This is a genomic window from Deinococcus metallilatus (genome assembly GCF_004758605.1).
Taxonomy (GTDB): Bacteria; Deinococcota; Deinococci; order Deinococcales; family Deinococcaceae; genus Deinococcus; species Deinococcus metallilatus.
Genome location: NZ_CP038512.1, coordinates 2,593,314 through 2,612,500, shown reverse-complemented (window position 1 = coordinate 2,612,500; position 19,187 = coordinate 2,593,314). Strand labels below are relative to the sequence as shown.

Sequence of the window (19,187 nt, the reverse complement as noted above, 5' to 3'; positions counted from 1 at the left end):
GCCGGTGCAGAACATGATCAAGGCGGGCGTGGTGCCGGTCTTCGCCATCGGCAACTTCGGGCCGGGCAGCGCGACCACCGGCAGCCCCGGCAACCTCCCCGACGCCATCGGCGTGGGCGCGGTGGACCAGAACGGGCAGGTCGCCAGCTTCAGCAGCCGCGGCCCGGTCGCCTGGCAGGGCCAGATCAACGGCGTGTTCGTGAAGCCCGACGTGGCCGCCCCCGGTGTGGCGATCACCAGCACCTTTCCGAATGGGCAGTACGGCGCGCTCAGCGGCAGCAGCCAGGCCAGCCCCATCGTGGCGGGGGCGGTGGCCCTGATGCTCAGCGCCAAGCCGGGGACCAGCGTGGACGCCATCAAGAACGCCCTGTATTCCAGTGCCAGCAACGCCGGGGCCAAGAACAACAACGTCGGCTACGGCCTGATCAGTGTGCCGGGCGCGCTCGGCAAGCTCGGGGTGAACGCGGGGGGCAGCCAGCCCGCGCCCCAGCCGCAACCGGCCCCGCAGCCCCAGCCCACGCCGCAGCCGACTCCCCAACCTCAGCCGACGCCCCAGCCGCAACCGACGCCTCAACCCCAGCCGACTCCGCAGCCTCAGCCCACGGGACCGGCCGGGTACACGCTGTGCGCGGTGGAAGGCGGCACCTGCACTAATGTCGCCAACAAGCAGATGGCCTTCGGGACGGCGGGCAAGTACGTCTTCGGCACCAACGACGCCTCGCCCAACGTGGCCTGCACCGTCAAGGAGTGGGGGGGCAACGACCCGGCTTACGGCCAGCTCAAGGGCTGCTTTGTCAAGAACGCGGCGGGGACGCCCGCGCCTGCTCCGACCCCGGCCCCCACGCCCGCCCCGCAGCCGCCCAGCAGCGGCAAGAAACCCACCGTCCTCCTGGTCGATGACGACATGGGCCAGGGCGCTGACGTGACGGGCGCGCTGCGCGACGCGATCAAGGCCAACGCCGCTTCCGGGGGCGCCTTTGTCTGGAACGTGCAGAGCATGGGCGCCGTTCCCCTCAGCGAGATGCAGAAGGCCGACATCGTGGTCTGGGCGACCGGGGAGCAGTACCAGAACACCATCACGGCGGCGGACCAGAACACGCTGCGGCAGTACCTCGCGGGCGGTGGCCGCCTGCTGGTGACCGGGCAGGACATCGGCTACGACATCGGGGAAAGCGACTTCTACCGCAGCACCCTCAAGACCCGCTTCGTGGCCGACAGCAGCGGGACGCCGAAGTTCGTGACCAGCGGAGCCTTCGGCAACACCGCCTTCACCCTGAACGCCCAGGGCAGCGCCGGGAACCAGTATTACCCCGACGTGATCGCGGACCTGAACGGCTCGCAGGTGGTCGCCTCCTGGGGCAGCGCGAACGCCAACGCGGGGACCATCACCGCCCAGAGCATCCGGGTGGACCGCAACCGCACCCGCGCCCAGCAGAAGGTCGAGGACCCGCGCGGCCTGGTCGAGCGCCTCGCCGCGAATGTGATCGGCGGCCTTCTGAACCAGATTTTCAGCGGCCAGCAGCCCGCGCAGCGCCCCCGCGTGACCGCCCAGAACACGGGTGAGAACGCCGGAGCCATCGTGATCAACGACGCGGGCAAGTACCGCACCGTGAACATGGGCTTCGGTCTGGAGGGCCTGACGCCCAACAGCCGCAACATGCTGGTCAAGACGAGCTTCGACTGGCTGATGAAGTGAGGGGTTAGGCGTTAGCAGTTAGGGGAGAGGGGAAGGGCCGGGAGGGTGCCTTCCCCTCTCCCTTTGCCTGTCTTTACCCGGTTCCTATGGAGGCTGAAGCCGGGGCGGGTACGGTACGTTCATGCCGACGCTCAGAGACATCATGACCCCCGACCCCGTGACCGTGGACCCGATGGCGACGCTGAAGGAAGTCGCCACGCTGATGCTGGAGCAGGACATCGGTTCGGTGCTGGTCGTGGAGAATGACCGGCCCACCGGCATCATCACCGACCGGGACATCGTGATCCGGGCGGTCGCCTACGGGCACGACTTCGGGACGCCTGTTACCGACTACACGACCGGCGACGTGTTCACGATGGACGCGAACGCCAGCATCGAGGACGCTGCCCGCGAGATGGCCGACCGCCAGCTCCACCGCATCCCCGTGACCGAGAACGGCCGCCTGGTCGGGATGGTCAGCCTGGGCGACCTGGCGAACCGCACGGTCGGCGGGATGGATCAGGAGGCCCTGGAGGGCATCAGCGTGCCCACCGACCAGTAAAGGTCAGGAGGAAAGGCCCGCCGGAGCTTCTCCAGGCGGGCCTTTCGCTGAGGGGGTCCGGCGTCACTTCTGCAGGTCACGCAGCTTGCGGTACAGGTCCTTTTCCGCGTCGCTGAGGGTCTTGGGCACGGTGAGGTTCAGCCGGACGTAGAGGTCGCCGCGCGTGCCGTCCTTGCGCGGCCAGCCCTGCCCGCGCAGGCGCATCCGGCGGCCCCCGCTGCTCCCCGCCGGGATGGTCAGGTTGCCGCTGCCGCCAAGCGTCTGCACCGTCACGCTGCCCCCCAGCGCGGCAACCGGGGCGGGCACGTCCACCGAGGTGATCAGGTCGTCCCCGTCGAGGTCGAAGCGCGGGTCTTCCAGCACGCGGATCGTGAGCAGCACGTCGCCGCCGCCCGGTCCCTGCCCGGCCAGGCGCAGGCGGGCGCCGTCGCGGGTGCCCGCCGGAACGCGCAGGGTCAGGCGTTTGCCGTCCACGTTGATCACCTCGTCGGAGCCCTGAAAGGCTTCCTGCAAGGTGACCTGGAGTTCGCCCTCCACGTTCTGCACGAATCTCCGCCCCTGCGTGCCGCCCAGGCCGGACAGCAGGTCTTCGAGACTGACCTGACTGCCCCCCGCCCCGGCAAATCCGCTCGCCCCGCCCCGGCGCCCGCCCATGCCGAACAGGCCCTGGAAGAAGTCGCTGAATTGTGAGGGGTCGAAGCCCGAGAAGTCCTCGCCCTGGAAACCGCCGCCCGCACCACCGGGATACGCCCCGGGCGGCACCTGTCCCGCGTGCCCGTACTGGTCGTACAGCTGGCGCTTTTCGGGGTCGGACAGCACCGCGTAGGCCTCACCGATCTCCTTGAACTTGTCGGCGGCCGACTCGTCCCCCGGGTTCTTGTCCGGGTGGTACTGCTTGGCGAGCTTGCGGTACGCGCTCTTGATGTCGGCGTCGGAGGCACTGCGCTGGACGCCCAATACGTCGTAATAATCTTTGTAGGCCATGTTGCTCCTTTGGGGCAGTATGAGGGGTTAGGAGTTAGGGATGAGGAAAAGACCCGGCCCTAACTCCTAACCCCTCACGCCTTACCCCTTCTTGCTGACCACCACTCGTGCGGGCCGCACCAGCCGGTCGCCCATGCGGAAGCCGAGCTGGTAGACCTGCACGATCACGTCGTCCTCTTCCCCCGGGACCACCTGAATCGCCTCGTGCCAGCGGGGGTCGAAGTGTTCGCCCTCCTTGCCGGTGGCTTCCAGGCCCAGGCCGGAGAAGATGCTCAGCACCCTGCTCTGCACGGCCTCCACGCCGGGAATCAGCTTGGCGGGATCGCCGCTGCCCATGCTGAGGGCACGGTCGAGGTCGTCATAGACCGGCATCAGCCGCTCGGCGGCCTTGGCAACGCCCTGCCCCTCGGCGGCGTCCACGTCCTCCTGGGTGCGGCGGCGGTAGTTCTCGAAGTCGGCGGCGAGACGGCCGAGTTTGACCTTCAGGTCGGCGTTTTCCTGCTCCAGTTCGCCCACGCGCTCCAGCTTCGCCATCATCTCCTGCACCTGGCCGAACATGTTCTCATCCAGGCCGGGGAAGTTGCCCAGGTCGATGTCCTCGTCATCCTCTTCGGTCTGTTCGGCATTGGCCTGGTTGCTCTGTCCCTCGCGGGCCTCGTGGGTGTCCTGGGTCGCCTGCTCGTTCTGATTCTTCTTCTGATCGTCGTGGGTCATGGGATTGCCTCGTCTTCTAAACATGGATTGAAGATAGGGGAGAGGGGGCTCGGCTGGCCTTCCCTCTCCCCACTGGTGTTTTCAGGTCTGGGCGGCGCTTACTCGGCGGGCTTGAAATCCGCGTCGATCACGTCGTCTTCCTGGCGGTTCGCCTGGGGCTGGCCGCCCTGATCCGCCTGGCCCTGTCCGCCCTGCTGCGCGGCGGGCATGAAGGTGCGGAGGGCCTCTTCCAGCCGCTGCTGGGCGTCCGCGATCTGCTGGTCGTTGTCGCTGCGGATGGCTTCCTCGGCCCGCTCGGCGGCGGCGCGCAGGCTGTCCTTGGCGTCCTGGGGCGCATTCGCGTTTTCCTCGATCTGGCCCAGGGCCTGCACACGGAGGCTATCCAGGTTGTTGCGCTTCTCGACCTTCTCGCGGCGCTGGCGGTCGGCCTCGGCGTTCTGCTCGGCCTCGCGCACCATGCGGTCCACGTCGCCCTTGTCGAGGGTGGTGGTGTTCTCGATGCGGATGCTGGCTTCCTTGCCGCTGGTCTTTTCCTTGGCGGTCACGTGCAGGATGCCGTTGGCGTCGATGTCGAAGGTCACCTCGATCTGCGGGCGACCGGCGGGCATCGGCGGGATGCCTTCGAGCTTGAAGCGGCCCAGGCTCTTGTTGTCGGCGGCCATCGGACGCTCGCCTTGCAGCACCACGATCTCCACGCCCGGCTGGTTGTTCTCGGCGGTGGTGTAGATCTCGGTCTTCTTGGCGGGGATGGTGGTGTTGCGGGTGATCATCGGCGCGACCATGCCGCCCTTGACCTCCACGCCCAGCGTCAGCGGCGTCACGTCCACCAGCACGATGTCGCCCAGGTTGGTGTCGCCCTCGATGATGCCCGCCTGCACGGCGGCGCCCAGCGCCACGGCCTCGTCGGGGTTGACCGACTCGTTCGGCTCCTTGCCGGTGATCTCCTTCACGATGCGCTTGACCGCGGGCATGCGGGTGGAGCCGCCGACCAGGATCACCTCGTCGATGTCCTTGGCGCTCACCTTCGCGTCGGCCATCGCCTGCTCGATGGGCTGACGCACACGGCGCAGCAGATCGGCGGTCAGTTCCTCGAACTTGGCGCGGGTCAGGGTGCGCTCCAGGTGCAGCGGGGTGCGCGTCTCCGGGTCGAAGGTGATGAAGGGGAGGCTGATGGTCGTCTCGGTGGCGTTGCTCAGCTCGATCTTGGCGCGTTCGGCGGCCTCGATCAGACGCTGGAGGGCCTGCGGGTCCTTGCGGAGGTCGAAGTGGTGTTCCTTCTGGAACTCCTCGGCCAGCCAGTTCACGATCCGCTGGTCGAAGTCCGCGCCGCCCAGGTGGGTGTCACCGGCGGTGGACTTCACCTCAAAGACGCCTTCACCCAGTTCGAGGATCGTCACGTCGAAGGTGCCGCCCCCCAGGTCGAAGACCAGCACCGTCTCGTTGCCCTTGCGCTCCAGGCCGTAGGCCAGCGCGGCGGCGGTGGGTTCGTTGATCACGCGCAGCACGTTCAGGCCCGCGATCTCGCCCGCCTGCTTGGTGGCCTCGCGCTGCGAGTTGTCGAAGTAGGCGGGGACGGTGATCACGGCGTCGGTGATCTTCTGGCCGAGTTTCGCGCTGGCGTCGTTCACCAGCTTCCGGAGCACCTCGGCGCTGACCTGCTCGGGGGCGAGGTCCTTGCCGTTCACCTCAATGCGGACGGACCCGCCGGGGCCTTCCTTGACCTTGAAGGGGGCGCGGGCCGCCTCTTCTTTCACCTCGTCCCAGCGGCGACCGATGAAGCGTTTGACATCGAAGAGGGTGGCCAGCGGGTTCAGCGCGGCCTGACGGCGGGCAATCTGGCCCACCAGACGCTCGTCACCCTTGTAGGCGACGACCGAGGGCGTGGTGCGCGCGCCTTCCGCGTTGACGATAACTTCCGGGCGCCCACCTTCCATGGCGGCGATCACGCTGTTGGTGGTTCCGAGGTCGATTCCGACGGCTTTCGGCATGTTTGACTCCTTGAGCGAGGGGGATGCTGCGCCCGGTGGGGGAGCAGTTCTGAAACTGACCAGAGTATAAGCCCACAGTTTCTAACAGTCAACAGAATTGAGTGCAGAGGACTCAAGTTTAAGATTGGGTCAAGAACGGGGCTTTTGCCCGGCCACATCGCTACCCGGGTTCCAGAGTTCTGCACGCCGGGCGACATAAACTGAGCCATGACGACAAGCGGGGGGAACACCGGGGGTGGAGCGGGATGAAACGCGCCATGTGGGGCTGGGGCCTGGCCGCCGCCGTGGTGTTGCTGCTGCTCCTGATCAATGCCGCCAGTCCGCGCGGGCATACGGGTGACCTGTCCCTCACCGACTTCACGGACGCGCTGCGGGCCGGACAGGTCCAGACCGCCACCGTGCAGTTCCAGAACAACACGGCGCTGCTCACCGGCACGCTGAAGAGCGGCAGCTCCTACCACACCCGCACGCTGGCCGCCGACCCCGCCATCACCCTGAACCGGCTCCAGGCGGCCGGGGTGAGCGTCACCTACGCGCCCACCGCCCGCCTGAGCCTGCTGACGCTGTTCAGCGGGCTGCTGACCATGCTGCTGATCGTCGGCCTGCTGCTGCTGCTGTTCCGCAACCGGGGCGGGGGGGGGACCGATGCCGCCAGCAGCTTCGGGAAGTCGAAGGCGGCGGTGATCGCGGAGGGCCAGGTCAAGTTGACCTTTCAGGACGTCGCCGGGTGTGACGAGGCCAAGCAGGATTTGCAGGAAGTCGTCGACTTCCTGCGCCACCCCGAGCGTTACCACCAGCTCGGCGCCCGCATCCCCCACGGCGTCCTCCTCGTCGGCCCCCCCGGCTCCGGCAAAACCCTGCTCGCCAAAGCCGTCGCGGGTGAAGCCAAAGTCCCCTACTTCTCCATCTCGGGCAGTGACTTCGTCGAGATGTTCGTCGGGGTGGGCGCCGCCCGGGTGCGCGACCTGTTCGAGCAGGCGCGCAAAAGCGCGCCCTGCATCGTCTTCATCGACGAGATCGACGCCGTCGGCCGCAAGCGTGGCGTCAACCTGCAAGGCGGCAACGACGAACGCGAACAGACCCTCAACCAACTGCTGGTCGAGATGGACGGCTTCTCCAGCGGCCAGGAAGTCATCATCCTGGCCGCCACCAACCGCCCCGATGTGCTGGACGCCGCTTTGCTGCGTCCGGGAAGGTTTGACCGTCAGGTGGTGGTGGACGCCCCCGACGTGCGGGGGCGTGAGATGATCCTGCGCATTCATGCCCGCAAGAAACCGCTCGATCCCAGTGTGGACCTCGCGGTGATCGCCCGGAGGACGGCGGGGATGGTGGGGGCGGACCTGGAGAATCTGTTGAATGAGGCGGCGCTGGGGGCGGCGCGGGCGGGACGGTCACGGATCGTGATGCGGGATGTGGAGGAGGCGCGGGACCGGGTGTTGATGGGACCGGAACGGCGCTCACTGGTGGTCCGGGAAGCGGACCGCAAGGTCACCGCCTACCACGAGGTCGGTCATGCCCTCGCCGCGCAGTTGCTCCCCCATGCGGACAAGGCCCACAAGCTGACCATCGTGCCGCGTGGGCGGTCGCTGGGCTCGGCGCTCTACACGCCCGAGGACCGCATGCACCTCACGCGCGCCGCGCTGCTCGACCGCATCTGTGTGGCGCTGGCCGGGCACGCCGCCGAGGAGGTCGCCACCGGACAGGTCACGACCGGGGCCGCGAACGACTTCCAGCAGGCGACCAACCTCGCCCGCCGGATGGTGACCGAGTGGGGCATGAGTGAGGTGGGGCAGCTCGCGCTGGCGCAGGAGAGCGCCGGGTACCTGGGCTACGGCCCGCAGCAGGGCGTCTACAGCGACCACACCGCCGAGCGCATCGACGCCGAACTCGCCCGCATCCTGAACGGGCAGTACGAGCGGGCGGCGGCCCTGCTGACCGAGCACGCGCATGTCCTGCACCGCCTGACCGACGCGCTGATGGCCCGCGAGTCGCTGACCGGCGAGGACGTGCAGACGGTCCTGGCGGGGGGCACGCTGGACGGCCCCGCCTCCACCCCGGAGGGGGACGAAGGCCCCGCCGCGCAGCCCGGCCTGACGCCCAACCCCGCCTGACCCCCAACCTGTTCTGAAGCTGGCCCCATGAAACGCGCCGCCGTGTCCCCTACGCTGGGGCCATGACCCGCACGCTCAGCCTGCTGACCGCCGCGCTGTTCACGGTCGCCTCGGCCCAGGACACCACCGCCCCGGCCCCTGCCCTGCCGCCCACCACCCAGGCCGCCCCCGCCGCCGCGCCCGGTCTGCCCGTCCGTGCCCAGGTCACCTCCGGCCTGCTGGTGGGCCGCGAGGCGGGCGGCGTGCGTGTGTGGCAGGGCATTCCCTATGCCGCGCCGCCGGTCGGGGAAAGACGCTGGAAGGCCCCGGAACCGGCCCCCATCTGGGTGGGCGAGCGCGACGCCTCGCGGCCCGGCAACGTGTGCGTGCAGCCCCGGCCTCCCCTGGCGGGCGGCGGCCTGCGCGGGGCGGAGGACTGCCTCTACCTGAATGTCTATGCACCGGCGAATGCGGCGCGCGCCCCGGTGATGGTCTGGATTCACGGCGGCTCCTTCCGCAGCGGGGCGGGCAGCGACTACGACGGGCGGGTGCTGGCGCGCGAGCGCGGGGTGGTGGTCGTCACCGTGAACTACCGCCTGGGACCGCTGGGCTTCCTCGCCGCGCCGGGGCTGCTCGAAGGCCGCACCGACGGCAACTACGGCCTCCTCGATCAGCAGGCGGCGCTGCGCTGGGTGCGGGCGAATGCCGCCGCCTTCGGGGGGGACCCCGCGAACGTCACTGTCTTCGGGGAGTCGGCCGGTGGGATGAGCTTGTGCGCGCAGCTCGCCTCGCCCGGCGCGGCGGGCCTCTTCGACAAGGCGGTTCTCCAGAGCGGCCCCTGCACGCCCAGCATCAACATCGCGGCCCTCCCCGACGCGCTGAACACGGGGGCCGCCTATGCCCGCGACCTGGGGTGCCCCGACGGGAGCGGCGCCTGCCTGCGGGGCGTCCCGGTCGAGCGCCTGCTGACCACGCCCGTGCCCGGCCGCCGTGCTCCCGGGAGCGTCGCGCTGCCCCCCGTCTACGGCGACGCGGTACTCCCGCGTTCCCCCCATGAGGTGTTCCAGAGCGGGGAGGTGAACCGGGTGCCCGTCATGATCGGCAGCAACCTCGATGAGGGCACGCTCTTTGTGGCGCCCATCGCCGGGGCCGGAAGGGACCTGCCCCTGTGGCAGTACTGGGGGCTGGTGGCGCTGCTGGAACGGTGGAACGCGCCGCGCGTCCTGGCCAACTACCTCACCCGCGATTACCCGACGGTGGGCCTGACCGCCGCCGCCGTCGTCACCGACGGGCTGTTCGCCTGCCCGGTGAACGACATCACCCGCGACCTCGCCCGCGTGGTGCCGGTCTATGCCTACGAGTTCCGCGACCAGGCGGCGCCCAGCGAGCTGAAGCCCACCACCAGTGTCCCCCGCTACGGGGCCTTCCACGCCGCCGAACTCATCAGCGTGTTCGGCACGCCGCTGACGGACTTCGCGGACCCGGCCCAGTTCACCCCCGCCCAGGCCGACCTCGCCCGCACGCTGCGGACCTACTGGACCAACTTCGCGCGCACCGGCAATCCCAACGGGCCGGGCCTGCCCGTCTGGCGGCCCTTCGTGCCCGCCCAGAACAACGTCCTGACCTTCCAGCCCGGCAATATCCACGAGCTCACCGATTTCCGCCAGGAGCACCGCTGCGACGTGTGGGACCACTAAGTGAAGCCCGCCGCCCTGGTGCTGCCGCTGCTGCTGGCCGCGGCCCTGCTGGTCGTGGCCTGGCAGGAACGGCATGACCCGCTCGACCTGGGGGTGGTCGGCGCGGGTCTGGTGGGACTGGGGCTGCTGTTGTGGCTTCAACGTGGCCGCGCGGGACAGGGGCGCTTGGCCGTGAGTGCGCTGGTCGCGCTGCTGGCGGGCGTGGCGCTGTTCGGCGTGCGGGACCCGCTGCCCGTGCTGGGCTTCGCGGTCCTGTTCGCCCTGGCGCAACTGCTCGTCCGGCGGCTGCTGGGCGGGCGCTGACGCCTTCAGCCGCGCGTGTCCGCCGCGTCCCGCTGGGGCAGCGCGCACTGCCCGTCCTCGCAGCCCTCGGCCGGGGTGTCCTGGCCCAGCAGGGTCAGGGGCGCGGGATGCGTTTCCTTCCAGACCTGCTCCAGCGCCCCGCGCAGCACGTCCGGTGACTGGGCGCCGCTCACGCCGTACTTGCCGCCCAGCACGAAGAAGGGCACGCCGCTGATGCCCAGGGCCTGCGCCTGCGCCTCGTCCTGCCGCACGGCCTGGGCGTACTTCCCGCTCTCCAGTGCCGCGCGCACCTCGGCCGCGTCCAGGCCCACTTCCGAGGCCAGGCGCACCAGCGTTTCCCGGTCGCCCAGGAATTCGCCTTCGGAGAGGTAGGCCCGCAGCAGGCGTTCTTTCATCGCGTCTCCCAGGCCCTTTTCTGCGGCGAGGTGAAGCAGTTGATGGGCCAGGAAGGTATTTGTCGGCTGTGCGCGCTCGAAGTGGTAGTCCAGCCCCTCCCCGGCGGCGGTGTGCGTCATGCTGTCCAGCATCTCCTGCGCCTGCTCGGGCGTGCGCCGGTACTTGCGGGCCAGACCGTCGCGCAGGGACAGCGGACCCTGCACCGGGGCCGAGGGGTCCAGCTCGAAGGAATGCCACACCACCTCCACCTGATCGCGCTGGGGGAAGCCCTGGAGGGCCTGTTCCAGCCGCCGCTTGCCGATGTAACACCACGGGCAGGCGATGTCCGACCAGATGTCCACGCGCAGTTTGCCCGGAGCCGAGGGGGAAAAGAGAGTCATGCGGCGAGTCTGGCACGCCCCCGCAGAGGTGGCCGGGGGCAGTGTTACGAAACGGCCTTGAGCGTATCTTGAAGGCTGTCCGGCCCACCACCCGCCCGTCCACTCTCCTGACCGGAGGTTCCCATGACCAAGCCCGACCGCCAGGCCACCTTCCAGAAGCCCAGCGACGAGGAACTGCGCCAGGCCCTTACGCCGATGCAGTACCACGTGACCCAGCGCGAGGGCACCGAACGCGCCTTCACGGGGGAATACTGGGACCACGACGCAGAAGGCATCTACGTGGACGTGGTGTCCGGCGAACCCCTCTTCAGTTCGCTCGACAAGTACGACGCGGGCTGCGGCTGGCCCAGCTTCACCCGCCCGATTCCCAGCGTGAACCTGACCGAGAACACCGACCACAAGATCGGCTACCCCCGCACCGAGGTGCGCTCGGGCCTGGCAGACTCCCACCTGGGCCACGTCTTCCCTGACGGCCCCGCCGAGGCGGGCGGCCTGCGCTACTGCATCAATTCGGCGGCGCTGCGCTTCGTGCCGGTGGACGACCTGGCCGCGCAGGGCTACGGGGAATACCTGGGGCTGTTCGGAAAGCAGGCCTGATCTGGCCGCTCACCATGCAGGCATGAAACACGTCGCGCTGTTGCGGGGCATCAATGTCGGCGGCAACCGCAAGGTGCCGATGAAGGACCTGAAGGCCACCTTCGAGCGCCTGGGCTTCCGGGGGGTCCAGACATACATTCAGAGCGGCAACGTCGTCTTTCAGGCCGAGAAGGTGGACCAGGCGGCCATTGAGGAGGCTCTGCGGCTGGAGTTCGGCTTTCCGGTGGACGTGATGCTGCGGAGCGCGGCGGAATGGTCCGCCCTGGCCCCCCGCAACCCCTACCCGGCGCAGGCCGCGGCGGACGGGACGAAAGTTCATGTGGCGTTCCTGCATCAGGTCCCCACCGCTGAGCGGCTGGACGCCCTGAGCGCCCGTGCTTCCGGCGAGGACACCTGGGTATGCCTGGGGCGCGAACTCTACCTCCACACCCCCGGCGGCCTGGGCCAGAGCAAGCTGAACCTGACGCCCCTGAAGCAGGCAGCGACCGTCCGCAACTGGCGCACGGTCGAGAACATAGGGGAGTTGCTGGAGAAGTGAGCCTGCCCGCGCTCAGCGCCCCGGCGTGTGCTGATCGTCGGGAATCGGGGGCGGAGCCACCTGGTCGCCCTCGTCGGGAATGGCCGCGCCCGCTTCCTGGTTGCCGGGGGTGCCCGTCTGCCCCGCCCCGCCCGCGCCGGTGATACCCGTCTCCTGCCAGCGTTCCTGCTGCTCGATGTAGCCTTCCTGCATCTGCTCGGCCTCGTTGGGTTTGTCGTTGCGGTTGTCCGTCATGCCCCGAGGGTAGGCGCCCGCCGGACGGGGCAGGTGTGCGGGCCGTCAAGCTCGCTTCACCTGCCTGGAACGCGGTCCCATCGCTCAACAGCCCTTCACCGATGTCACCGGCATTCGCGCGGCACACGCCCCACAATGCCTGAATGAGCGGCGCAACCGGGGGGACGGCAACATGACCAGCAGGCCAGGGCAGGGGGGGGAGGACCCCGGCCGCCTGGCAGCGCGGCCCGGCCGAGTGCGGGGCCAGCCGGAGCAGGTGCCCGCTCAGCGTGGCTTGCGGTCCCTGGAGTTCGGCAAGAAGCGGGATGGCCTGCTATACGTGCCAGACACCCGTCCCATCCGGCCCATGCCCCTCATCGTCATGCTGCACGGCGCGGGCTGCAACGCGCAGCACGGGCTGGCGCCACTCCTTAGCCACGCCGACACCCACGGCCTGTTGCTGCTGGCCCCTGAAGCCCGGTCCTCCACCTGGGACGTCATCCGGGGGGGGTACGGCCCGGACGTGGCCTTTATCGATCAGGCCCTCGCCTTCGTCTTCGAGCGGTATCCCGTTGATCCTACGCGCGTCGTGCTGGAAGGGTTCTCGGACGGCGCCTCCTACGCGCTCTCGCTGGGGCTGGGCAACGGCGACCTGTTCACGCACCTGATGGCGTTCTCGCCGGGGTTCATGGCGCCTGCGCGGCAGGTCGGCGCCCCCCGCATCTTCATCTCCCACGGCGAATATGACCGCGTTCTGCCCATCGACCGCTGTAGCCGCGTGATCGTGCCCCAGCTCCGGCGGGCCGGGTACGACGTGGAATACCTGGAGTTTGCCGGGCCGCACACCGTCCCGGAGGAGATCGTGGAGGCCGCGCTGGCGTGGTTGGAGAGGGGAGAGTGAAGGTACTTCCGGTTGGCTGATCCGCCTGCGGCCACAGGCGGTGAGTCCGGCAACAAGGGATGCTAGTCAGAGTAACGGGACCTACACATCCAGACCTCCTACGCTCTCCCCTGGAGAGGGTGAAGGCGCCGCACCCCTCAATTGGCACCCTAAACCGCTGACCGGGAGGTTAGAGCATGACGACTCTTGCACGCCGCGCACTGCTGACCACCACACTGCTTCTCAGCCTGGGGATGGCAACCGCCCAGACGAGCACACCGGCCACAACGGCCACTCCGGGTTCCGCCGCCCAGTCCCTCCCCGCGCAGACGACCCTCACGCTGCCCTCCGGCGACCTGACGCTTCCCTATCTGGAGGGGGCCACGCCCCTGAGAAGCGTCAAAACCTTTAGCGGGGTCGCCATCATCTACCGCGGCCCAGTTCCGGATGCCCTCGCCAGGTACACCCAGGCCCTCACCGCCGCGGGATTCACCGCCGTCACCCCGTCGACAGAGGCCAGCGGCGCGGCTGCCACCGCCCCGGCCACGGACACGTCTGGAACCGCGGGCACCGCGACCACTGGCGCTGCGGGCACCAGCGGGACCACCGATACCAGCACGGCGGCGACCGGCACGACCGGTACGGCAGGAACCACCGGGACGACGGGAACGACCGATACTTCGGGCACCGCGACGACCGGCGGGACGACGGATACGAGTGCAGCCGGGACGGGGACGGCTGGGACCACCGGTACGGCAGGAACGACCGGCACATCTAACACCACTGGAACAGGCACGACGGGAACCGGCGGAACCACGGACACGAGCGCAGCGGGAACCGGGACGACGGGGACCTCTGGGACAGCGGGTACGACTGGAACGACCGGGACGACGGGAACGACCGGCACCTCTGGCACCACTGGAACAGGCACGACGGGAACCAGTGGAACTACGGACACGAGTACCGCTGGAACTGGGACGACGGGCACTTCTGGAACGACAGGAACTGCCGGGACCACAGGAACGACCGATACGACAACGGGAACCACAGGCACGGCGGCAACCACTGGGACGACCGGGGCCACCAGCACAACGGGCACCGCAGGAACCAGCGGAACCACGGACACGAGTACCGCCGGGACGGGGACGACCGGCACGGCTGGAATGACTGGAACGGCTGGAAAAACCGACAACATGACCAGCTCGATGCAGGGGATAGGTTCGACCTTCGAGCGAAATGGTGAGCGCATCCAGGTCCGTGTCTGGGAAATGCTCGGCCTGACCGTCGTCCTGTTGACGCACTCAGGCGGCACGAACACGACCACCTCTGGCAGTTGAGCGCCAGCAGGGGCGCGAGGGCGGATTGCTGAGGCAGTTCGCCCTTGTTGCGTCACTCGAACTCGGCTCCAGGGTGCGGGAGCATCTGGCTCTCTGACCTCTCCGCCCCTGCCGCCCCACCCCGCCCAACCCCACCGTCTGTAGCTGCGGCCTGTGCTGGGGCGAGGAGATGTAATATGGACTCCGATTGAAAGGTTTACTTGTAAACCTGAAAATCCGAGCGGAGCGAGTAGGAGAGAATACGGGTTCCGCGGTATGGAGCAACAAGCGGCGCTTTTCCAATTGTTGTGGAATTTAGCGGAATCCGTATAAGGCAATGTGAGATCTAGGACTTAAGGTGATATCTACCTATGACGACAGCTCCAAAAACTTGCTTTATCATTATGGCTATCGGTGAGCAGGTGCACGCGGGGAGCATTGTAACTTCTGCTGATTTGAGGTCTAGATACGATAACTTGATTAAAGAAGCTATTCTCAAGGCTTATCCTGGGATAGATGTAATCCGTGCTGATGACGTTGCGGTGCCAGGGTCGATTAGCTCAGACATTGTAGAAAGGATCATGTCGTCTGATTTTGTAATAGCTGATGTTACGTATCCGAATCCAAATGTGTTCTATGAACTCGGATTGCGGCACGCAAGCAGGATCGGCACGATAATTATCAGGGATAGAAGTGGCCCTATGGTACCTTTTGATATTTCGCATTTGAGATTCATTGAGTATGAAGACACGACGGCTGGCCTGAGAAATCTCTCGGTGAAGCTGCGCGAATATATGGCTTTCGTAGAGAAGAATCAGGATAAGCCTGATAACCATTTTCTTGAGATTGCAAAGTATAAAAAGCATAAATTTCTTGATTTCTCCGAGGAGACATCGGAAGAGCTTGAGATAATTACAGCATTCATGCAAAATCCCGAATTATTTGCCGTTGCATCAAGGGCTGGTGCTGGAGGTGAAGTAGACCAAATGGAACTATTGGCGGCAATGCAAGCAAATCCAGAATCAGCGAAGCAGATTGCAAAAATTGTAGCCCGGTCCAACTCGGCCTCGAACCAGCCCAATCGGCAAGCCCGACGATCAGCAAAAAAGGGGAGGTGATTTCAAGAGCATGGGTTGCTCGAGTATGACTCGTGTCCCTGGGCTGATTAAGCCCCGAAACTTTAGCTCTCCACCCACTCCTGCAAACTTCTTACCCCTAACTCCCTCCCCTTCGCCGCTGCTATCGCCCTGGCCGTCCACTCCGCCCCTTCGCGGGTGCTGACAATCGGCACGCCACGTTCCAGCGCCGTGCGGAGAAGGGGCGAGCCAGTCACGTCGATCAGGAGGTCGGGCAGTGTGTCACCTTCCTGCTCGCGGATCACCTTCAGGCCCGCGCCCTCCAGCGTGGCGGCTACGTCGTCCAGCCCTTCACCGAGAAGCAGCGCCGTGCCCGACAGTGGCAGGTTGCTCTTGGCCCCCAGCTCCGCGCGGTAGAAGGCGAGGTACGGGTCGGTGTCGATGCCCATGCTCTCGCCCGTGCTTTTCATCTCCGGGCCGAGGATGGGGGAGACGCCCTTGAACTTCAGGAAGGGGAGGTGGACCTCCTTCACCGAGTACATGCCCGGCGTGGGCGTCTCGGTGAAGCCGATCTGCCCCAAGGTCTGCCCCACGGCGATGCGCGCGGCACTCTTGGCGAGCGGGTGGTTCACGGCCTTGGAGACAAAGGGCACCGTGCGGCTGGCACGCGGGTTCGCTTCGAGGATGTACGCGGTTCCGTCCTTCACCGCCCACTGCACGTTCATCAGGCCCTTCACGCCCAGTTCCAGCGCGAGGCGTTCGGTGTCGGCCTTCACGCGGGCGAGCAGGTCGGGCGCAAGGGTCACCGGGGGCAGCACGCAGGCGCTGTCGCCACTGTGGACCCCGGCGGCCTCCACGTGTTCCATGATGCCCGCCACCACAGCCGTTTCGCCGTCGCAGAGGGTGTCCACGTCCAGTTCCAGCGCCCCCTCCAGGAACTGGTCGAGCAGGATGCTGGGCTGCCCCTCGACGGCGGCGTACACCTCGTCCAGATAGGTGGTCAGTTCCTCCATGCTCCGCACCGTCCGCATGGCGCGGCCCCCCAGCACGTAGGAGGGTCGGGCCATCAGCGGGAAGCCGAGTTCGGCGGCGAGCTGCATGGCCTGCTCGGGCGTCTCCGCCACCTTGCCCTTCGGCTGGGGCAGGCCCAGTCGTTCGCACAGCGCGTTGAAGGAGGCGCGGTCTTCCGCCTGGTGGATCGTCTCGGGCGAGGTGCCGATGATCGGTGCCCCCGCGTCCGCCAGCCGCTTCGCCAGCTTCAGCGGCGTCTGCCCGCCGAGCTGCACGATGACCCCCACGGGTTGCTCGTGTTCGACGATGTTCATCACGTCCTCAAAGGTCAGCGGCTCGAAGTACAGGCGGTCGGCGGTGTCGTAGTCGGTGCTGACCGTCTCGGGGTTCGAGTTGACCATGATCGTCTCGTACCCGGCCTCTTGCAGCGCCCACACGGCGTGAACGGTGGCGTAGTCGAACTCCACCCCCTGCCCGATGCGGTTGGGGCCGCTGCCCAGGATCACGGCTTTGGGCTTGTCGGTGGGCGTCACCTCGTCCTCCCACTCGTAGGTCGAGTAGTGGTAAGGCGTGTAGGCCTCGAACTCGGCGGCGCAGGTGTCCACCGTCTTGTAGACGGGCGTGGCCTTCGCCGCCTTGCGGAGGGCACGCACTTCCAGTTCCGGCAGGCCCACGATCTCCCCGATGCGCGCGTCGCTGAAGCCCAGGCGCTTGACCTCGCGCCAGATTTCATATTTCCACTCCGCGATGGGGCCGAGTTCGAGGAGTTCCTTCTCCGCGTCCACGATCTCCTGCACCTGCGACAGGAACCAGCGGTCGATCTTCGTCGCGTCGTGGAGGGTTGGCACGCCCTCGCCCCGGCGCAGCAGCTCGATGACGGCCTCGATGCGGCGGGGGTTGCCGTACAGCAGGCCGCGCAACTCCTCGTCGCTCATCTCGGCAAAGGCCCCGCGCACGTCCGCCTCGATGCTCCGCAGCGCCTTTTGCAGACTTTCCTTGAAGGTGCGGCCAATCGCCATCACCTCGCCCACGGAGCGCATCTGGGTGCCCAGTGCATCGGGCGTGCCGGGGAACTTCTCGAAGGCGAAGCGCGGAATCTTCGTCACCACGTAGTCGATGCTCGGCTCGAACGAGGCAGGTGTGCTGCGCGTGATGTCGTTGGGCAACTCGTCGAGGTGGTAGCCGACGGCCAGCAACGCCGCGATCTTGGCAATGGGAAAGCCGGTCGCCTTGCTCGCCAGCGCCGAGGAGCGGCTGACGCGCGGATTCATCTCGATGACGATCACGCGCCCGTTTTCCGGGTTCACCGCGAACTGGATGTTGCTGCCGCCCGTGTCCACCCCGATCTCGCGGATGATGGCGAGGCTCTGATCGCGCAGGCGCTGGTACTCCACGTCGCTGAGGGTCTGCGCGGGGGCCACCGTGATGGAGTCCCCGGTATGCACGCCCATCGGGTCAAAGTTCTCGATGCTGGTGATGATGACCACCGTGTCCGCGTGGTCGCGCATCACTTCCAGCTCGTATTCCTTCCAGCCCAGAATGGATTCTTCGAGCAGCACGGAGGTCACTGGACTGTCACGCAGGCCGCCCTCCGTGATGTTCAGAAAGTCCTCGTAGGTGTGCGCGATGCCGCCACCCGTGCCGCCGAGGGTGAAGGAGGGGCGGATGACGATGGGGAGGCCAATTTCCTTCTGGTACTCGACGGCTTCTTCCATCGAATGCACCATCTTCCCGCGCGCCGTCTCCACGCCGATCTTCTTCATGGCAGCCTGGAAGGCTTCACGGTCCTCGCCCTTGTGGATGGCCTCGGCGTTCGCGCCGATCAGTTCCACGCCGAATTCTTGCAGCGTGCCGTTGGCGTTGAGTTCCATCGCCAGGTTCAGCGCGGTCTGGCCGCCCAGGGTAGGGAGCAGGGCGTCGGGCCGTTCTTTCTCGATCACGCGGCGCACGAATTCCGGGGTCAGCGGCTCAAGGTACGTGGCATCGGCGAGGTCGGGGTCGGTCATGATCGTCGCCGGGTTGCTGTTGACCAGCACGACGCGGTACCCCTCCTTTTTCAGCGCCTTGAGGGCCTGCGTGCCCGAATAGTCGAACTCGGCCGCCTGCCCGATCTGGATGGGGCCGCTGCCGAGGATAAGGATCGTCTGGAGGTCGGTACGCTTAGGCATTCCGAGTCCTGAGCCTAGCACGTGGGCTGGGGAGGAACGTGACCGGAGGTTGCAAGGTTATGCAGACGAGTGGAAGATCAGGCAGTTACCAGATGTCCCACATCACCCCCAGACGGCGCGGCTGAGGGTCCAGCGCCTCGGCCTCGTCATGTGCCCCCAGCACATGCAGGCGGCAGATTTCCCGCCCGGCTCGCCGCCATCCACGCCGCTTGACGCGTGTGGCCTCGCTCATGCAGCCGTGAACAGAACCCTCCAAGCGTTTCTGGACATACCTGACGCGCTGCTGCCATTCCTCTTTGTCCTGCTCAGAGGCGAAGAGGGGAAACCACCCCGTCCACCATCCCCCGACCTCCAGCCGCCGCCGTGCTTCCCGCCGCTTCCAGCGGGCGCGTTCCCAACTGTGTTTTGCCATGATACGCGCTCTCCTTCAAGGCGCGTATCGGTCTGGGCCTCCTGTTGTCCGCATGGAGGGAGCATAGACCAGTGGCAAGCGGCGGGCATCGGCATTTCGGCGCACAGTACACTTCCCCCATGACCCTCCCTGAGGGCATCACCGTGAACCCCTTGCAGTGTGGCGGACGCCCGTGCATTCGCGGGAT

Annotated in this window: 17 protein-coding genes (1 of these 17 only partly in view); 10 read left to right on the top strand and 7 right to left on the bottom strand. The window is 67.2% G+C overall.

All coding sequences use genetic code 11. From position 1 onward, the window contains the following. Both E5F05_RS18730 and E5F05_RS18725 read left to right on the top strand, forming a co-directional pair. Nucleotides 1-1,696: the 3' portion of a S8 family peptidase gene (locus tag E5F05_RS18730; protein WP_129120158.1), read on the top strand. It extends 851 nt beyond the left edge of the window; only the last 1,696 of its 2,547 coding nucleotides appear in the window; its start codon lies beyond the left edge, outside the window; its stop codon occupies nt 1,694-1,696. Nucleotides 1,697-1,817: 121 nt separating this feature from the next. Next, nucleotides 1,818-2,237 carry a CBS domain-containing protein gene (locus E5F05_RS18725; protein ID WP_129120157.1) on the top strand — a complete coding sequence of 140 codons (420 nt, stop codon included), beginning with the start codon at nt 1,818-1,820 and terminating at the stop codon, nt 2,235-2,237. 63 nt (nt 2,238-2,300) lie between these two features. On the opposite strand, the gene E5F05_RS18720 is transcribed toward E5F05_RS18725, so the two are convergent. The 3 genes from E5F05_RS18720 to dnaK all read right to left on the bottom strand — a co-directional run bounded on the left by E5F05_RS18720 (nt 2,301) and on the right by dnaK (nt 5,923). Continuing rightward, nucleotides 2,301-3,221 (bottom strand): DnaJ C-terminal domain-containing protein, encoded by a 921-nt coding sequence (locus E5F05_RS18720; protein WP_129120156.1) that lies wholly within the window; start codon nt 3,219-3,221, stop codon nt 2,301-2,303. An 81-nt stretch (nt 3,222-3,302) separates the two neighbouring features. Beyond that, a complete protein-coding gene (locus E5F05_RS18715) occupies nt 3,303-3,935 on the bottom strand; it encodes a nucleotide exchange factor GrpE (protein ID WP_129120237.1) in 633 nt (210 codons plus the stop codon). Between the two features lie 98 nt (nt 3,936-4,033). Continuing rightward, nucleotides 4,034-5,923 carry a molecular chaperone DnaK gene (dnaK, locus tag E5F05_RS18710; protein ID WP_129120155.1) on the bottom strand — a complete coding sequence of 630 codons (1,890 nt, stop codon included), beginning with the start codon at nt 5,921-5,923 and terminating at the stop codon, nt 4,034-4,036. A 245-nt stretch (nt 5,924-6,168) separates the two neighbouring features. Between dnaK and ftsH the strand changes: the two genes are divergently transcribed. From ftsH to E5F05_RS18695, 3 genes are all read left to right on the top strand, one after another. Continuing rightward, a complete protein-coding gene (gene ftsH / locus E5F05_RS18705) occupies nt 6,169-8,034 on the top strand; it encodes an ATP-dependent zinc metalloprotease FtsH (RefSeq protein WP_184117664.1) in 1,866 nt (621 codons plus the stop codon). A 62-nt stretch (nt 8,035-8,096) separates the two neighbouring features. Further along, nucleotides 8,097-9,710 carry a carboxylesterase/lipase family protein gene (locus tag E5F05_RS18700; protein ID WP_129120147.1) on the top strand — a complete coding sequence of 538 codons (1,614 nt, stop codon included), beginning with the start codon at nt 8,097-8,099 and terminating at the stop codon, nt 9,708-9,710. Beyond that, complete coding sequence (locus tag E5F05_RS18695) at nt 9,711-10,013, top strand: hypothetical protein (RefSeq protein WP_129120146.1); 303 nt, start codon at nt 9,711-9,713, stop codon at nt 10,011-10,013. A 5-nt stretch (nt 10,014-10,018) separates the two neighbouring features. Here E5F05_RS18695 and E5F05_RS18690 read toward each other — a convergent pair whose 3' ends face one another. Then, nucleotides 10,019-10,789 (bottom strand): DsbA family oxidoreductase, encoded by a 771-nt coding sequence (locus tag E5F05_RS18690; protein WP_129120145.1) that lies wholly within the window; start codon nt 10,787-10,789, stop codon nt 10,019-10,021. Nucleotides 10,790-10,912: 123 nt separating this feature from the next. Between E5F05_RS18690 and msrB the strand changes: the two genes are divergently transcribed. Both msrB and E5F05_RS18680 read left to right on the top strand, forming a co-directional pair. Further along, a complete protein-coding gene (gene msrB / locus E5F05_RS18685; protein ID WP_129120144.1) occupies nt 10,913-11,386 on the top strand; it encodes a peptide-methionine (R)-S-oxide reductase MsrB in 474 nt (157 codons plus the stop codon). A 22-nt stretch (nt 11,387-11,408) separates the two neighbouring features. Continuing rightward, entirely contained in the window at nt 11,409-11,924 is a 516-nt protein-coding gene (locus tag E5F05_RS18680; protein ID WP_129120143.1) for a DUF1697 domain-containing protein, read from the top strand. Between the two features lie 12 nt (nt 11,925-11,936). Here E5F05_RS18680 and E5F05_RS18675 read toward each other — a convergent pair whose 3' ends face one another. After that, nucleotides 11,937-12,158 (bottom strand): hypothetical protein, encoded by a 222-nt coding sequence (locus E5F05_RS18675; RefSeq protein WP_129120142.1) that lies wholly within the window; start codon nt 12,156-12,158, stop codon nt 11,937-11,939. A 172-nt stretch (nt 12,159-12,330) separates the two neighbouring features. On the opposite strand from E5F05_RS18675, the gene E5F05_RS18670 reads away from it, so the two are divergent. From E5F05_RS18670 to E5F05_RS18660, 3 genes are all read left to right on the top strand, one after another. Further along, a complete protein-coding gene (locus E5F05_RS18670; protein ID WP_129120141.1) occupies nt 12,331-13,038 on the top strand; it encodes an alpha/beta hydrolase in 708 nt (235 codons plus the stop codon). Nucleotides 13,039-14,210: 1,172 nt separating this feature from the next. Then, nucleotides 14,211-14,354, top strand: a complete 144-nt coding sequence (locus tag E5F05_RS21780) for a hypothetical protein (RefSeq protein ID WP_244944500.1) — start codon at nt 14,211-14,213, stop codon at nt 14,352-14,354. Nucleotides 14,355-14,704: 350 nt separating this feature from the next. Next, the gene (locus E5F05_RS18660; protein ID WP_129120139.1) at nt 14,705-15,451 is read left to right on the top strand and encodes a hypothetical protein; all 747 of its coding nucleotides are present in this window, start codon (nt 14,705-14,707) and stop codon (nt 15,449-15,451) included. Between the two features lie 62 nt (nt 15,452-15,513). On the opposite strand, the gene carB is transcribed toward E5F05_RS18660, so the two are convergent. Both carB and E5F05_RS18650 read right to left on the bottom strand, forming a co-directional pair. Continuing rightward, nucleotides 15,514-18,588: a carbamoyl-phosphate synthase large subunit gene (gene carB, locus E5F05_RS18655; RefSeq protein WP_129120138.1), complete on the bottom strand. Its 3,075-nt coding sequence runs from the start codon at nt 18,586-18,588 to the stop codon at nt 15,514-15,516. A gap of 85 nt (nt 18,589-18,673) precedes the next feature. Next, entirely contained in the window at nt 18,674-19,000 is a 327-nt protein-coding gene (locus tag E5F05_RS18650) for a hypothetical protein (RefSeq protein ID WP_129120137.1), read from the bottom strand. Nucleotides 19,001-19,187 lie beyond the last annotated feature (187 nt).

Coding starts and splice junctions, on each gene's coding strand:
- E5F05_RS18725 (WP_129120157.1), top strand. CDS start 1,818: ATGCCGACGCTCAGAGACATCATGACCCCCGACCCCGTGACCGTGGAC.
- E5F05_RS18720 (WP_129120156.1), bottom strand. CDS start 3,221: ATGGCCTACAAAGATTATTACGACGTATTGGGCGTCCAGCGCAGTGCC.
- E5F05_RS18715 (WP_129120237.1), bottom strand. CDS start 3,935: ATGACCCACGACGATCAGAAGAAGAATCAGAACGAGCAGGCGACCCAG.
- dnaK (WP_129120155.1), bottom strand. CDS start 5,923: ATGCCGAAAGCCGTCGGAATCGACCTCGGAACCACCAACAGCGTGATC.
- ftsH (WP_184117664.1), top strand. CDS start 6,169: ATGAAACGCGCCATGTGGGGCTGGGGCCTGGCCGCCGCCGTGGTGTTG.
- E5F05_RS18700 (WP_129120147.1), top strand. CDS start 8,097: ATGACCCGCACGCTCAGCCTGCTGACCGCCGCGCTGTTCACGGTCGCC.
- E5F05_RS18690 (WP_129120145.1), bottom strand. CDS start 10,789: ATGACTCTCTTTTCCCCCTCGGCTCCGGGCAAACTGCGCGTGGACATC.
- msrB (WP_129120144.1), top strand. CDS start 10,913: ATGACCAAGCCCGACCGCCAGGCCACCTTCCAGAAGCCCAGCGACGAG.
- E5F05_RS18680 (WP_129120143.1), top strand. CDS start 11,409: ATGAAACACGTCGCGCTGTTGCGGGGCATCAATGTCGGCGGCAACCGC.
- E5F05_RS18675 (WP_129120142.1), bottom strand. CDS start 12,158: ATGACGGACAACCGCAACGACAAACCCAACGAGGCCGAGCAGATGCAG.
- E5F05_RS18670 (WP_129120141.1), top strand. CDS start 12,331: ATGACCAGCAGGCCAGGGCAGGGGGGGGAGGACCCCGGCCGCCTGGCA.
- E5F05_RS21780 (WP_244944500.1), top strand. CDS start 14,211: ATGACCAGCTCGATGCAGGGGATAGGTTCGACCTTCGAGCGAAATGGT.
- E5F05_RS18660 (WP_129120139.1), top strand. CDS start 14,705: ATGACGACAGCTCCAAAAACTTGCTTTATCATTATGGCTATCGGTGAG.
- carB (WP_129120138.1), bottom strand. CDS start 18,588: ATGCCTAAGCGTACCGACCTCCAGACGATCCTTATCCTCGGCAGCGGC.
- E5F05_RS18650 (WP_129120137.1), bottom strand. CDS start 19,000: ATGGCAAAACACAGTTGGGAACGCGCCCGCTGGAAGCGGCGGGAAGCA.